Source organism: Paeniglutamicibacter selenitireducens (assembly GCF_051550675.1).
Lineage (GTDB): Bacteria > Actinomycetota > Actinomycetes > Actinomycetales > Micrococcaceae > Paeniglutamicibacter.
Window position 1 is genome coordinate 138,716 of record NZ_JBPULF010000010.1, and the last position, 13,570, is coordinate 152,285.

14 protein-coding genes and 1 tRNA gene are annotated in these 13,570 nt (G+C 64.4%); 8 read left to right on the forward strand and 7 right to left on the reverse strand.

Features of this window, described 5'->3' with window-relative positions; all coding sequences use genetic code 11:
* Positions 1 to 7 precede the first annotated feature (7 nt).
* The 3 genes from ACSYDW_RS16155 to ACSYDW_RS16165 all read left to right on the forward strand — a co-directional run bounded on the left by ACSYDW_RS16155 (position 8) and on the right by ACSYDW_RS16165 (position 2,215).
* A complete protein-coding gene (locus tag ACSYDW_RS16155; RefSeq protein WP_438339751.1) occupies positions 8 to 652 on the forward strand; it encodes a DUF6318 family protein in 645 nt (214 codons plus the stop codon).
* A 344-nt stretch (positions 653 to 996) separates the two neighbouring features.
* A complete protein-coding gene (locus ACSYDW_RS16160; protein WP_438339752.1) occupies positions 997 to 1,596 on the forward strand; it encodes a hypothetical protein in 600 nt (199 codons plus the stop codon).
* A gap of 31 nt (positions 1,597 to 1,627) precedes the next feature.
* Entirely contained in the window at positions 1,628 to 2,215 is a 588-nt protein-coding gene (locus ACSYDW_RS16165) for a dihydrofolate reductase family protein (RefSeq protein WP_438339753.1), read from the forward strand.
* 45 nt (positions 2,216 to 2,260) lie between these two features.
* Here ACSYDW_RS16165 and ACSYDW_RS16170 read toward each other — a convergent pair.
* A tRNA-Ser gene (locus ACSYDW_RS16170) sits at positions 2,261 to 2,351 on the reverse strand.
* Between the two features lie 69 nt (positions 2,352 to 2,420).
* Between ACSYDW_RS16170 and ACSYDW_RS16175 the strand changes: the two genes are divergently transcribed.
* Positions 2,421 to 3,659: a DNA glycosylase AlkZ-like family protein gene (locus ACSYDW_RS16175; RefSeq protein ID WP_438339754.1), complete on the forward strand. Its 1,239-nt coding sequence runs from the start codon at positions 2,421 to 2,423 to the stop codon at positions 3,657 to 3,659.
* A 33-nt stretch (positions 3,660 to 3,692) separates the two neighbouring features.
* Here the strand turns inward: ACSYDW_RS16175 and tadA are convergent, their stop codons facing one another.
* Positions 3,693 to 4,142, reverse strand: a complete 450-nt coding sequence (gene tadA / locus ACSYDW_RS16180; protein WP_438339794.1) for a tRNA adenosine(34) deaminase TadA — start codon at positions 4,140 to 4,142, stop codon at positions 3,693 to 3,695.
* A 74-nt stretch (positions 4,143 to 4,216) separates the two neighbouring features.
* On the reverse strand, positions 4,217 to 5,644 hold the full coding sequence (locus ACSYDW_RS16185) for an FAD-binding oxidoreductase (protein ID WP_438339755.1): 1,428 nt from the start codon (positions 5,642 to 5,644) through the stop codon (positions 4,217 to 4,219).
* 148 nt (positions 5,645 to 5,792) lie between these two features.
* Here ACSYDW_RS16185 and upp point away from each other — a divergent pair, with 148 nt between their 5' ends.
* The gene (upp, locus tag ACSYDW_RS16190; protein WP_438339756.1) at positions 5,793 to 6,431 is read left to right on the forward strand and encodes a uracil phosphoribosyltransferase; all 639 of its coding nucleotides are present in this window, start codon (positions 5,793 to 5,795) and stop codon (positions 6,429 to 6,431) included.
* Positions 6,432 to 6,520: 89 nt separating this feature from the next.
* Here the strand turns inward: upp and ACSYDW_RS16195 are convergent, their stop codons facing one another.
* From ACSYDW_RS16195 to ACSYDW_RS16205, 3 genes are read right to left on the reverse strand one after another with little or no spacing between them, the layout of a single operon-like run.
* On the reverse strand, positions 6,521 to 7,069 hold the full coding sequence (locus ACSYDW_RS16195; protein ID WP_438339757.1) for a GNAT family N-acetyltransferase: 549 nt from the start codon (positions 7,067 to 7,069) through the stop codon (positions 6,521 to 6,523).
* 59 nt (positions 7,070 to 7,128) lie between these two features.
* Positions 7,129 to 8,844, reverse strand: coding sequence for a sensor histidine kinase (locus ACSYDW_RS16200; protein WP_438339758.1), 1,716 nt, complete (start codon positions 8,842 to 8,844; stop codon positions 7,129 to 7,131).
* The gene (locus ACSYDW_RS16205) at positions 8,841 to 9,581 is read right to left on the reverse strand and encodes a response regulator transcription factor (RefSeq protein ID WP_438339759.1); all 741 of its coding nucleotides are present in this window, start codon (positions 9,579 to 9,581) and stop codon (positions 8,841 to 8,843) included. The genes ACSYDW_RS16200 and ACSYDW_RS16205 overlap by 4 nt, the downstream gene beginning before the upstream one ends.
* Before the next feature lie 582 nt (positions 9,582 to 10,163).
* Here ACSYDW_RS16205 and ACSYDW_RS16210 point away from each other — a divergent pair.
* Both ACSYDW_RS16210 and ACSYDW_RS16215 read left to right on the forward strand, forming a co-directional pair.
* Positions 10,164 to 10,961: a winged helix-turn-helix domain-containing protein gene (locus tag ACSYDW_RS16210; RefSeq protein ID WP_438339760.1), complete on the forward strand. Its 798-nt coding sequence runs from the start codon at positions 10,164 to 10,166 to the stop codon at positions 10,959 to 10,961.
* 78 nt (positions 10,962 to 11,039) lie between these two features.
* The gene (locus tag ACSYDW_RS16215; protein ID WP_438339761.1) at positions 11,040 to 11,561 is read left to right on the forward strand and encodes a SixA phosphatase family protein; all 522 of its coding nucleotides are present in this window, start codon (positions 11,040 to 11,042) and stop codon (positions 11,559 to 11,561) included.
* Here ACSYDW_RS16215 and ACSYDW_RS16220 read toward each other — a convergent pair whose 3' ends face one another.
* Positions 11,562 to 12,500, reverse strand: a complete 939-nt coding sequence (locus ACSYDW_RS16220) for a LysR family transcriptional regulator (RefSeq protein ID WP_438339762.1) — start codon at positions 12,498 to 12,500, stop codon at positions 11,562 to 11,564.
* A gap of 73 nt (positions 12,501 to 12,573) precedes the next feature.
* Between ACSYDW_RS16220 and ACSYDW_RS16225 the strand changes: the two genes are divergently transcribed.
* Entirely contained in the window at positions 12,574 to 13,548 is a 975-nt protein-coding gene (locus ACSYDW_RS16225) for an EamA family transporter (RefSeq protein ID WP_438339763.1), read from the forward strand.
* Positions 13,549 to 13,570 lie beyond the last annotated feature (22 nt).

Consider the following 13,570-nt stretch of genomic DNA (forward strand, 5'->3'; position numbering starts at 1 on the left):
GCCCGGCATGATCGGCAGAACCAAAAGTGTCATTCTCATCGTCTGTGCGGGCGCCCTCGTGTTGGGGGCATCGGGCTGCACCGCCTCGGCCGACCCTCTGCCGTCCACTTCACCGCCGACTGCGTCTGCAAGCCAACCGAGTCAATCGGCTACCGCCAGCGCCAAGCCGACTCCGACACCGGTTCCGGCAAGTTCGAAGGGTCCGGCGCAAAACTGGCCCGTTCCCAAGATGCCGGACACTGCCAAGGAGAAAACCGAGGCTGGAGTTGTCGCATTCACCAAGTACTACTTTGAGCTCGTTGACTACACGGTGCTGACTTACGATACGAAACCTATCAAGGCAGTGACTGAGCGTTCGTGCTATTTATGTGCCAAACAGGTTATTGATCCGTCAGATGCGAATCGGAAACAGGGCGGGTGGCACGTCGGCGGAGAGACTACTTTGACCGTGAATTTTGCCAAGCTAGTAAAGGAAAGTGGTGTAGCCGGATTTACGTTCATACGCGAAAAAACAACCGTCTACAGGCCAGATCAGGTTCTTCAAGGAACGATTCCGGAAGTCTCAAAGCCTGTTGCTGGTACTCTTCAGTTGAAATTTGCGGATGGGTGGAAAGTCACGGATGTTGAGTTTGTCGATCCGGGCGGAAAGTAGCCGGGATGTCGCGAATGGCGGGGCTCCTCACGCTCATCCTTATTGGTGCTTTCCTAGGTGCCGGATTTCAGCCGGCGTCTGCTTCTCAAACGTCATGCTCGTCAGAGGTTACTTTTGGGGGAAGTAGTGGTCATACCTATGAAGGTGAATGCAAAGACCACCAGACGGCGGTTGGCCCCGGGTACTTCAAAGATCCGTCGAAGGCAAAGCAAATATCCTACGGCCCAAAACTAAGATACAAAGTTGAGTACCTCCGACAATGTGAACCGTCGCTCGTGGATCTCATGGGCTGTGACGCGAATGTGGATCCACCCTGCGCCGACGGAAGTTACCCACTTATTCGCATGATCTACGCACTTAACGGACCGCGCAAAGGCCAGCTCGTGGGATCAAGCTCCTATTGCACAGTCGAACCGGCGATCGATATTCCCGGTGCTGAACAAGACGTTGCGAAAGTGACTCCTGAACGCTTCCGTGAACTCCCGATCTTGGCTTCGACCATCATCAGCCAGCCAGAGAGCTTCTCACTGCGAAATGGTCACGCACATTTGTATGCAGAGTCGGAGAACCAGGATTTCGACATTGTCATTTTCGACCAAGACGTGCGGGTGCGCGCCATTCCGACTTCCTATGCTTGGAACTACGGAGATGGCTCGTCTCGAACTTTTAGCTTCCCCGGAGAGCCACAAGCCAACCGTGGTTTCGATTCCCCAACTTCCACCAGCCATGTCTACAAGGAAACGGGAGACTTTGGTGTCGGCCTCACAACGAGATTCCGTGGCGAGTATTCCACCGAAGGTGGTCCTTGGACCCCGATCCCCGGGATAGCCAATGTGCCAAGTACGTCGGTGACCATGAGCGTGTGGCGAACCAAGAAGGTGCTGGTCGCCGAAAATTGTCAGGCAACACCGGAAGGTCCCGGATGTGCCTCGATATTTGAGTAGTTGTTAGCCCGAATCAAACGAAGAAGGTCCCATGGCCAGGCTCATCTATACGGCAATAACCTCCCTTGATGGCTACATTGCCGATGCCGAAGGGAACTTCGACTGGAGCATGCCAGACCCCGAGATTCATTCATTCATCAATGACCTCGAACGGGGCGTCGGGACGCAGCTCCTGGGACGGAAACTCTACGAGGTCATGTTGTTTTGGGAGCCGCTTCACTGGCAACCAGATCTGCCCGAATTCATCGAAGAATATGCCAAGATTTGGCACGATACCGAGAAGATCGTCTATTCCAGGACATTGCGGAAGACCGACAGCGAACGGACGAAGATTGAATCCACCTTCGATCCCGGGGAAATCGAACAATTGAAAGCCGAAGCGACTGCCGACCTCAGCATTGGTGGTGCTGATCTGGCCGGCCAGGCACTGAAGGCCGGACTGGTCGATGAGGTCCGATTCTTCGTGTCCCCGGTGATGGTCGGAGGAGGAAAGCGTGCCTTGCCCCACGACATTCGGCTGAACCTGGCGCTACTGGGGCAACGCACATTCCCGAATGGTGTCGCGCATCTTCACTACAAAGTTCTAAAGGACGCGGCCGATATGGCATCGAAGCCTTAACGACTGAAGGGTTCCAACTCCGCAAGGAGTTGGAACCCTTCAATTTGGCGGTGACGGAGGGATTTGAACCCTCGGTACGGGGTTACCGTACACAACATTTCGAGTGTTGCACCTTCGGCCGCTCGGACACGTCACCAGACCTGAATACTCTATCGGAAGAATGGCGTACAACAAAAACGAGGTGCCCGCGGGGCAGAATGAAGCCATGTTGCCGAAGACCGATGTGCCGACCATTCCCGTCGAACAGCTCACCCCGGAGTTCCTCCGCGCGTGGTCGTGGCATCGGCAGGGGCTCGATGGATCGCTTGCGGGGCAGGGAGCCGCAAGGGTGCTGGATCGCGCGGGCTGGGCGCGGTCAATCGGAGGCGCCAATACCTACCTGTCACTCTTTGCCCGGGCCGGCATCGGGCGTGAATCCGCCGACCAGTTGGTGGCAACGCAGGCGATCCACGAGTTGCCCACGGCCCGAGGATGCACCTACGTCCTGCCGGCCGGAGATTTCGCCTGGGGGCTACAATTGGGCGGAGCCTCCGCAGAGGCCGCAGTGAAAGTCTTGTTGCGATTGGGAGTCGGGCGGGAAGAAGTCGAGCGCCTGGCCGAATCCGTGATGGAAGCCCTGCAGCACGCCAAGGAATCGGGCCGACCGCCAATGGACCCCCGCGAGCTCAAGGACGTCGTGGGCGACCAAGTCAGGAACCTGGGCGAGGCGGGCAAGAAGAAGGGTGCCACCACCACCTTGCCCGCGGCTTTGGGTTTGCTTCAGGCCCACGGACGAATCCGGAGGATCCCGGTGAACGGCCGATTGGACCAACAGCGGTACTCGTACGTGGCATGGGAACTTCCCGCGACTGGGGAGAACGATGCAACTGTGAGGGCGCGAATGGTGGAGAGGTTCCTGGGCTGGACCGGAGGGGCGACCACGGGACAGATCCGTTGGTTTACCGCGTTCACCGTGGCGCAGACCAAGGCAGCGTTGGCCGCGATCGGTGCGGTGGCAGTGGGTACCGCGGGCGAAGATATTTTGTGGATGATGCCCAGGGACGTGGCCTTCATGTCGACGTTCGAGGTTCCGGACGAGGAAGACGTGCAACTGCTGGCAGGGTCGGATTCCTTGGTGCTGCTCCGCCGGAACTCGGCTGACGCGTTCGATGCTGTTGGGCGGGCCGCGGTCGCCGGAATGAGCGGATCGGCCTTGGCCGCAGACTTGTCGGACCACCCGATTGTGGACCGGGGGCGGATCATCGGGTTGTGGCAGTACGATCCGGAGAAAGAACGAATCGCCTGGTGGACCTTCGAACCGGCGAGCGAAAAGGTCCTGAAGCGCATCCACGAAGTACAGGCTTGGATCGCGGAGGACCTGGGGGACTTCCGGTCCTTCAGCCTGGATTCGCCGAAATCACGCGAAAAGAACATCGTCATGCTGGACAGGCTGCGGACGGCATGAGCCCCGCAGGTGCGGGCCGGGACGCTTGGATACCTAGCGCTTGGCGCGGAAGAAATCGGTGAGCAGCTTGGCGCATTCTTCTTCACGCACGCCGGGGTAGACCTCGACCCAGTGGTTGAGACGCGGCTCGCGAAGGATGTCGAAGACGGAACCGACGGCACCGGCCTTCTCGTCCCAAGCGCCGAAGACGACCTTCGGGATGCGGGAAAGGACAATTGCCCCGGCGCACATGGCGCAGGGTTCAAGGGTAACCACCAGCGTGCAGTCCTCGAGCCGCCAACCGTCGTCGTTTCCGGAAGCACGCAGTGCCTCGGCCGCGGCACGGATCGCAATGACTTCGGCGTGGGCGGTGGGATCCCCGTGTGCTTCGCGTTCGTTTCGTCCGGTGGCTAGGACCTGCCCGTCCGGGCCCAGGATGACGGCGCCAATGGGGACGTCCGACGTGGCCAGGGCGGCATGTGCTTCATCCAGGGCGATACCCATCAGGGCATGGTGGGCGGCATTTGGGGCGATCACGATGCCAACTTTAGTTCGGTCGATCGGAAGAAGCCCATTCCTCAGGGGACAACCTGGTCGGCGTCGGTGTCCGGGACGATAATATTGTGGTTCAACCGCAGAAGGTTCCGCGGGTCGTAACGCTGTTTGAGCGCTGTGAGCCGGGCCAGCTTCGCGGCGCCGTATACGCCCAACGCGTCAAACCCGTGTGCGGCCCGCTCATCTGCGCTTGAAAAGTTCACGTATTGCCCGCCGGTGGCGAAGCGCTGCATTTGATGCGCGAAACCACGCACGAAGGCCACATGGTGTTCGTCCTCGCGGGGATCTGTCCAGAAACCGTAGATGTTGAGCCAGAACGCGGAGGAACGATCGGGGAATGCGGAGGCATCGGGAGGTACCCGGCCCATGGCCCCGCCCATGACGTGGATGTCGAATGCTGTGCCCTGCCACGTCTGTTCGGATCCCCGGGCGACCAGGACGTTGATCACCTCCTCGTCGAGGCTGTCGAATGCGGTGTTCTTCCAGTACGCGCGAACTCCCTTGGGAAATATGGAATCGGAAACGGATTGCCACTCCGGCCAGGTGACCGCAGAAACGTCTTCGACATCGGGTGGCGCCAAGTGGGTGAATCGCCCCACGCATGCGGCGCCGGCATCGTGGTCCGGATCCGCCCAGAGGAATCCGACGATGAGGAGGGGGTCATCGCCCATTTCCCACTCGCGCGGCGGCACCATGACGTTGGCGATGACGGTCATTTCATCGGGCAGGTCGATTGCCCAGGTTCGTAGCGCCACCAGGGCCCTGTGCCAGCCGGCTCGGCGGTAGATCAGGTTGCCGGCAAAAAGTGTTGGCGGCAGGGGGTGCGCCTTGAACGTGAACGAGGTGACGACACCGAAATTGCCGCCTCCGCCGCTCAGGCCCCACAGCAGTTCAGGGTTGGTGTCCGCGTCCGCACGTACGGCCTCGCCTTCGGCAGTGATGAGATCGGCGGCAACAAGCGTGTCCACCGTCAGCCCGCAGGTTCGGGTGAGCCACCCGAAGCCACCGCCGAGGCAAAGACCCGCAACGCCGGTTTGCGAGATGACACCGACGGGGACAGCCAAACCATGGGCGCTGGTCGCCCTGTCGAGCTCGCCGAGGGTGGCGCCCCCGCCCACGGTCACCAGCCGCCTCTCCGGATCCACGGTGACGTCGTTGAAAGCCCTGAGGTCCAGGAGGAGCCCGGCTTCCACCGTGCCATGACCCGCAACGTTGTGGCCTCCGGCGCGGACAGCCAGAGGGAGGGAATGATCGCGTGCGAAGGCCAGGGCAACGGGGATGTCCGACACCTCGGTGGCCCTGACAATGAGCGCCGGGCTTCGGTCGATCATGGCATTCCAGACCAAACGTGCTTCGTCGTACCCGGGGTCCGTTGCCGTGAGGACGGAGCCTTGGATCTTGTCAGCCAGCGCCTTGACTTCGAAAGGTTGCGGCAATTCGGGTGTGCCCATGAGATTCGCCTAGATTCGTGTCCGGTTCGATAGACAGGCTTCCAGCTCATTGTCCGTCCGGTCCCAATGGCGGTCAATGGTGGGAATCACGGGATAAATCGGCCCAAAAACGGATTTTTGGACCATCACGGCTGGTAGATTTTGCTTCATGCGCGTACAGGTAGTCGACCACCCGCTGGTGGCACACAAGGTATCGGTCCTTCGAGACAAGAACACCCCGTCGCCGGTCTTCCGGCAGCTGACCGACGAGTTGGTGACCCTGCTGGCCTACGAGGCAACGCGCGAGGTCAAGACCGTCGAGGTACAGGTAGAGACCCCCGTGGCAACGACCACGGGAATCGCCTTCGCCAAGCCGACCCCTCTGGTGGTGCCGATCCTGCGCGCCGGCCTGGGCATGCTTGAAGGCATGACCCGCCTGGTTCCGACCGCCGAGGTCGGCTTCCTGGGCATGGCCCGCAACGAGGAAACCCTCGACATCATCACCTACGCCGAACGCCTTCCATCCGACCTGACCGGCCGCCAGGTGTTCGTGCTTGATCCGATGCTGGCCACCGGCGGAACGCTGATCGAATCGATCAAGTTCCTCTTTGACCGAGGCGCCGAGGATGTCACGTGCATCTGCCTGATCGCCGCACCGGAGGGCCTGGCCCGCCTGGAAGAGGCCTACGGAGACAACGAAAAGGTCCACCTGGTGCTTGCGTCCTTGGACGAGAAGCTGGACGAGAACTCGTACATCGTTCCGGGCCTTGGCGATGCCGGCGACCGCCTGTACGGAGTGGCCCACTAACACCGCAGTTTTTGGACCGTGGCGTCCGTTCCAGCTCCCCGGACAGGGGGCAGGGACGGACGCCGCGGTGCTTAAGCGGCGATCCTGCTTCAGGACGGTCGAATATGGGGTTCTTCCCAATCGAACGTGGTCAATGTTCCGTGCTGCCAGTCCTGGCGCAGGATTGCGTAGGCGAGGGAAGCCACGTGCCCGCCGTCCTCGGTCGGCCAGCCCATGCGGTAGTGGGCCTCCTTGAGGAAGCCACACCGGAGGAATGTCTTGCGCATGGCGATGTTGTCTTCGCGGGTTTGCCCCTCGAAGCGCAGGACACCGGGCATCGTGGTGAAGACCAGGTCGCAGAGCGCACGGAGGACCTCGACTCCCAAGCCCATGCCGCGCTGCCCTTCGTCCAGCCGCAAGTCGAACAAGGGGGCGGCATCCTGAAGGTCTTCAAGGACAGCGATGCCGAGTCGTTGGCCGTTTCGGAGTATCCAGTAGCCCTGGGTTTCCGCGTTCCAGAACCTGCCGTTCTCCACCCCCGACCGCACGGAGTCGGCCTGTGGCGCGGCCTGGACATGGAAAGGAAACCTGTTTGAGGCCAGGAACGCTATGACGTCCTCTGAGTCGGACGCGGACATCGGCTGGAGATTTACGCTCATGGCCGGATTCTAGTTCGGGCTCGTGGCCGATTCCGTGGTCCTCCCACACTTGGCGGGATTTATCCCTTGGGGGCTTTGGGGGATTTCGCGGGCTTGGGCGGAGCAACCGGCTTGGATGGTTCCTTCAAGGCCAATGGCAGGCGGACGGTAAAGACCGTGCGACCGGGCCGGGATGCGACGGCGATGGTGCCTCCGTGGGCCTCCGCAATGGCCTGTGCAATCGGCAGGCCAAGCCCCGTGGTGCCGTCTGCACCTGACCGGGCAGAGTCGGCGCGGGTGAAGCGCTTGAAGACGTGCGGCAGGAACGCCGCATCGATGCCCTCGCCGGTGTCCTCGATCCGCAGAACCGCCTCACGGGCGTCGGAGTCGCGATCGAGTGCCACCGTCACAGTGTTTCCTGCCGAGGTGTGCTTGCGGGCATTGGCCAGCAGGTTGGTGATGACCCGGCGCAGCGAGCCGGCGTCCGCCGAGACCACGACGGGTTCGTCCGGCACCTGGGTGACCCAATGGTGGTCGGGGGTGGTGATGCGGAAATCCTCGGTGATCTCCGAGGCCAGCTGGCCCAGGTTCACGGGGGTCTTCTTGAGCTGGTGTTTCTCATCCAGCCGGGCCAGCAGCAGCAGGTTCTCGACCAGCGAGCTCATCCTGGTGCTTTGCTCCAGCACGCGGCCCAGCGAGCGCTGGCCGTCGTCGCTGAAATGCTCGGTGGCGCTGATCAGTTCGGTGTAGCCGCGGATGGCCGAGAGCGGGGTGCGAAGCTCGTGCGAGGCGTCCGCAACAAACTGGCGCATCTGTGCCTCCGACTGCTCGCGGGCGGCAAAGGCGGTGGCCACGTTGTCCAGGAGTGCGTTCAGGGCGTTGCCGACATCGCCGGACTCGGTGCCGGGAACCGAGTCTTCGGGCGCGACACGGACTTCCAGAGCCGCAGTGCCCGAATCGAGCTCCGCATTGGCCACCGACGAGGCAACCGCCGAAACGCGCTTCAGGGGGGCGAGCGAGCGGCGGATGATGATCGACCCGACAAGCCCGGTGGCGGCGAGCCCAGCCACAGAGATGATGATCGTCAGCCATGTCAGGGAGGCGATGGTCCGCTCGTTGGGTGCCAGGGGGAGCCCGGTGATCAGGATGCCGCCGTTGGCGGGATCCGACTGGGCGGATAGCAGGTAGTCGCCGATGCTCAGGTGCTTGACCTCGGGAGGGGCGTCGACTTCCAGCTGCGAAAGCGGCAGCGCGTCGGTGCTGACGAGGTCCTTGCGCTCGCCGGTCTTCTCATCCAGCACGCCGGCGGCAAAGAGGTAGCCGGAGACGATCTTGGCGTTGAGGGTGCCCGACGCCTGGCCTGGCGCGAACAAGGGTGCCGGCTTGGTCGGGTGGCCTTGCGTGCGGGAGTAGGCCTCGGCGCGGTCTGCCGCGTTGCTGAGCTGTTCGTTGAGCTGGACGGAAAGGGTTTGGCGCATGCCCGCGTTCAGGAGCAGGCCTATCACCGCGCAAATCATCGCGAGGGATCCGATGAGGGCCAGCAGCAGCCTGCGCTGCAGGGTCAGGTGCCCAAGGCGCCCTGAGCGAAAACGCCCCTCGTCGGCTGCCGCATGGGGGGCATCCCCGGATGTCTGGTCTGTCGTCTCCCCGACGGTCCCACCGGGGTCGGCCGTTGCGCCGGGCAACACCGGGGGATGGGCCGGAGCCGGCGGAGCCGCAGGGGGCGCCGTGCTTGGGCCGGCGGCGGAATCGGGCTCGCTGGCCCGGTTCGGGCGGGGTACTGCGCTCTCGCTCATGATGCGGGCTTGAGCATGTATCCAGCACCGCGCACCGTGTGGATCATCGGGGGCCAGTCTGCCTCGATCTTCTTGCGCAGGTAGGAGATGTACAGTTCCACGATGTTGGCCTGGCCACCGAAATCGTAGTGCCACACGTTGTCCAGGATCTGGGACTTGGAGACCACGCGTCGCGCGTTGAGCATCAGGTAGGAAAGCAGGTCGAATTCGGTGGCGGTCAGGCTGATGGGAACGCCGGCGCGGGTGACGTCGTGCGAGTCGGTGTTCAGGACCAGGTCCCCGACCACGAGCTCGGCGGTGTCGGCGGCGCTGGCGCCGGAGCGCTCAACCAGCTTGTGCAGCCGCAGCAGGACTTCCTCGAGACTGAAGGGCTTGGCCACGTAGTCGTCGGCGCCGATGCCCAAACCCTCGATGCGGTCCTCGACCGCGTCCTTGGCGGTCAGGAACAGCACCGGAACTTCGGGAAGGAACATGCGGACCTTGCGCAGGACCTCTGGGCCCTCGAAGCCGGGCAGCATCCAGTCCAGCACCAGGACATCGGGCGCGGAGGCGCGTGCCGATTCGACGGCGCTGGGGCCGTCGTGCGCAACCGTTGCTTCCCAACCGAGCATGCGGGTGCCCATGGAGACCAGTTCGGCAAGCGACGGTTCGTCGTCGACCACCAGAACCCGGATGGGGGTTCCGTCCGGGTGGGTGAGTCGGGGCAGCTGGGTGGGAGAAAAGCGTGAGGCTGGCATGTTTCTACTTTCCATCCGGGGCGTAGGTCGCGACTGTGATCACTCTGTGAGCGGCCTGTGAACCATGTTGACTACAGCTTATTGCCTGCCGGGCGGGGCTTGCGCGGCGTTCCCCACGCGGGCTGTTGAATTGCCCGTTGTATGGATCAGCATCCGGGTGTAAGGCTGCCCACGATTCCAACGTTATGCGCTTAATTGATCACTTTGCGCACGGTTTTGCAAATGGCCGGGCATACCGTGCCACGCGCAGCTCTCCCGTTGCCTATCTGTGCAATGTGATGATCGTCACTTTCGGTACGTTTTGTCTCACTATGTGGACCTTACCGAAGTTTGTTACTTGCGGGTTCCGATTATTACGAGGAAACTGAACCTTGTGAATAGCGCAGCAACAGCAACTCGGGGCCTCCGCGGAGGCAAGGTGACCACTCACCTCCACAGCTGTTGTCGAATGCCCAGCTGAGCGTCGAACCTATTTCGACGCTCAGTGAAACTCGCATCCGCCCCGATTCCGCACAGGTGGTCTGGGGCATCTAAGCATTCGCGCCATTCCGTGGCATTCACACGAGTTAGAGGTAAAGCAGCATGTCGGTTACGTCCGGATACGTCCATGTCTCCATCCGCAACGCCCAGTCCCGCGCCGCAGCAGCGCAGCGCACGACGACTCCCGGCGGCTACGCCCCGGCCGGCTATCGCCAGCTCCATGCGGTCCCGGCTACCCATGAAACTCGACCGATGACGGCGCCGACCCCGATCGTTGCCCCGGCCGGCACCCCGGGCCCTCAGCCGGTGGCCAACGACACCACGGCCCGCGGCTTCGTGCTCTACGTTGGCCTTGACGAATCGGTGGCGCAGGCTCAGGGAACCTCCTTGGGCAAGCTGGCCACCCAGGTTCGCGCCTTCCTGGCCACGCTCTCCCCTGAGGCGCAGACCCACGCGGCAGTCGCCCTGGCCCCGGCCAGTGCGCAGGGCGAGAACATCGACGTGGTCCGCCACGCGCTGGGCGACCCGACGGTCAACCGCCGCCCGCGTGCCGACGCCCGTCCCGCGGCACCGCGTCCCTCCGGCGTGCTGATCGACCTGTCCCGCCGCGAGGTCCACCTTGATGGCGAGACGCTGAACCTCACGTTCAAGGAATTCGAGCTGCTGAACTACCTGGTGGAGAACGGCACCCGCACCGTGGGCCGCGACGAACTGCTGACCAACCTGTGGCGCAACGCCGAAGAGGTGCCCAACGAGCGCACCATCGACGTGCACATCCGCCGTCTTCGCTCGAAGCTGGGTCGTCTGGCCAACACCGTGCGCACCGTGCGCGGCCAGGGATACCGCTTCTACGAGCACCCCGAGGTCGTCGTCTGGGCTGCCCCGGAATACACCATCTAGTTCCAGGTTCCATCCCGCGGGGCGCTGCATCATCGGATGCGGCGCCCCGCGGCGTTTAACCGGCCTAAGCTGGGTAGCATGAGTGACCACCACCTGAAGCGGCTCGTGTTGCTGCGCCATGCCAAGAGCGACTACCCGATGGGGGTGGGCGACCACGACCGCCCGCTGGCGGCGCGCGGAAACCGCGAGGCGCCGGCGGCCGGGGCCTGGCTGCGTGAGCACGGCGTGGTGCCGGACTACATCGTCACCTCCGACGCCCTGCGCACGCGTTCTACCTGTGCCTGGGTGATCTCCGAGCTGGGCGAAAAGGCCCCGACCCCGTACCTGGACTCGCGGGTCTACGGCGCCTCGGCCGCCAGGCTGTGCGCGATCGTCAACGAAACCCCTGAAACCGTCACCACGCTCCTGGTGATCGGGCACCAACCGGTCCTGCAGGAACTCGCAATGCGCTTGGCCAGCGTCGACTCGGACGAGGAGGCCGTTTACGAGCTGGCCATGGACTACCCGACGCTGGGCCTCACGGTCCTGGAAACCGACAAGCCGTGGGCCGAGGTCGACGGCCGCGACATGCGGGTGACGAACTTCGTGGTGCCGCGCTAACTAGGCGGTTCCGGGGTCGCCGAGCATGCCGCCGGTCCTTTCGAACACCTCGCGCAGCAGGGCGGTGAGCTCGGCGATGGCCGGGGAGCCGGCCATCGAATCCCTGTAGATCACCTGGATGACACGCCGCTGCGGCACGTCGCGCAGCGGGCGGGCCACCACCGAGGGGTCCAAGGGGCCGCGGCCCAGCCGCGGGACAAGTGCGACGGCCACCCCGGCGGACGCCAGGGCGATGAGTGTTGCGAATTCCGGGTCCTCGGCGACCACGCGCGGCACCACGCCCAGGTCGGCAAAGAGCCGCATGAGTGCCTCGTGGCAGATGGCGCCGGCCGGCGTTGCTGCCCAGGGCTCCCCGAGCAGCTCGCTGCGCTCCAGCGCGGGCAGGGGCGCCAGCCGGTGGCCCGCGGGGAGCACCACGTCCGCCTCGTCGTACCCCAGGGTTTCGGTGTGCACGCCCGGCGGGATGGCCAGCGGGATCGAGTTCCAGTTGTGGACCACGGCGAGGTCTGCATCCCCGCGCGCGACCTGCAGCACGGCGGCCTCCGGCTCGACGCCGCGCAGGCGGGTGTCGAGCGGGGCCCGGCCGGGCCCGCCCGCGCGGTGGAGGGCCAGCGCCGGGGCCACCAGGCCGCGCATCGCCGTGGAGAACGCGATGACCCGCAGCCTGCGCCTGGCCACCGCGGGGGACTCGACGAGCGTCGTCACGCGCTCCAGCTCGCGCAGCAGCGGCCCGCCCTCCATGGCCAGCAGGCGGCCGCGCTCGGTCAGCCGCACGCCGCGTCCCTGGCGCTCGAGCAGCGGGGCATCCAGGGTGCGCTCGAGCTTCTTGACCTGCTGGGAGACGGCGGATGCGGTGAAGCCGAGCGCTTCGGCGGCGGCCACCACCGAGCCGTAGCGCTCGATGGCCACCAGGGAACGCAGTGCCTGCACATCGATCATGAAGCGATGCTACAAGAAACCCTGAAGGATTCGAAGCTGGTGCTACATGGTCTGCGGGTGCCACAGTGGAGGTGTGAAACCGCGCGATACGCTCCTGGCCCTGCTCGTCGCCCTGCTGTGGGGGCTGAACTTCCTGTTCATCGACCTGGGGCTGCGCGACACCCTGCCGCTGGTCTTCGTGGCGCTGCGCTTCGCCGCCGTCGCCTTCCCGCTGGTCTTCTTCGTTCCGCGGCCCGCCGTCGGCTGGAAGGTCATCGCGGGCATCGGCCTGGCCATGAGCGCGGGGCAGTTCGGGCTGCTCTTCACCGCCATGCACCTGGGGCTGCCCGCCGGCCTGGCACCGGTGGTCCTGCAGTCGCAGATGTTCTTCACGATCGGGCTCGGGGCGCTCTTCCTGCATGAATACCCGACGCGCCGGCAGCTGGCCGGGACGGCGCTGGGCCTTGCGGGCCTGGGAGTGGTGGGGCTCGGCCGGGTGGCCTCGCTGCCCGAGGGAGCCGCCCTGGGCAGCGTGCTGGTCCCACTGCTGATCTGCGTCGCCGCGGGGTTCAGCTGGGGCATCGGCAATGTCATCTCGCGTTCCGCCGCGGGCGCCTCCGGGCTGGGCCTGGTGGTGCACTCGGCGCTCTGGGTGCCGCTGCCGATGCTGGGGCTTTCGCTGCTGCTCGACGGGCCCGCGGCAGTGGGCGACGCGCTGGCCACCATGGGGCCGGAGACCTGGTGGGGCGTGGCCTTCACCGCGCTGGTGGCCTCGCTGGTGGGCTACAGCATCTGGAACACCCTGCTGGGGCGCTACCCCGCCGCCAAGGTGGTTCCCTTCACGCTGCTGATCCCCGGGATCGGCATGGCCAGCGCCGCGCTGGTGCTCCACGAGTACCCCAACGCGCTGGAAATCGCCGGGGGCGCGGTGTTGGTGCTCGGCGTGGCCGTCGGCACCCTGCGCCCGCGGAGGGCCGGGATCCCCGTCGCAGGCCCCGCGCCGGATGCCTCCGGGCGGGAGGGTGCCGGGGAAGCGCGGTCGGGACGTGTCGCGGGAGACGAATCATGAGAGTTTGCCGGAGGTAAAAACG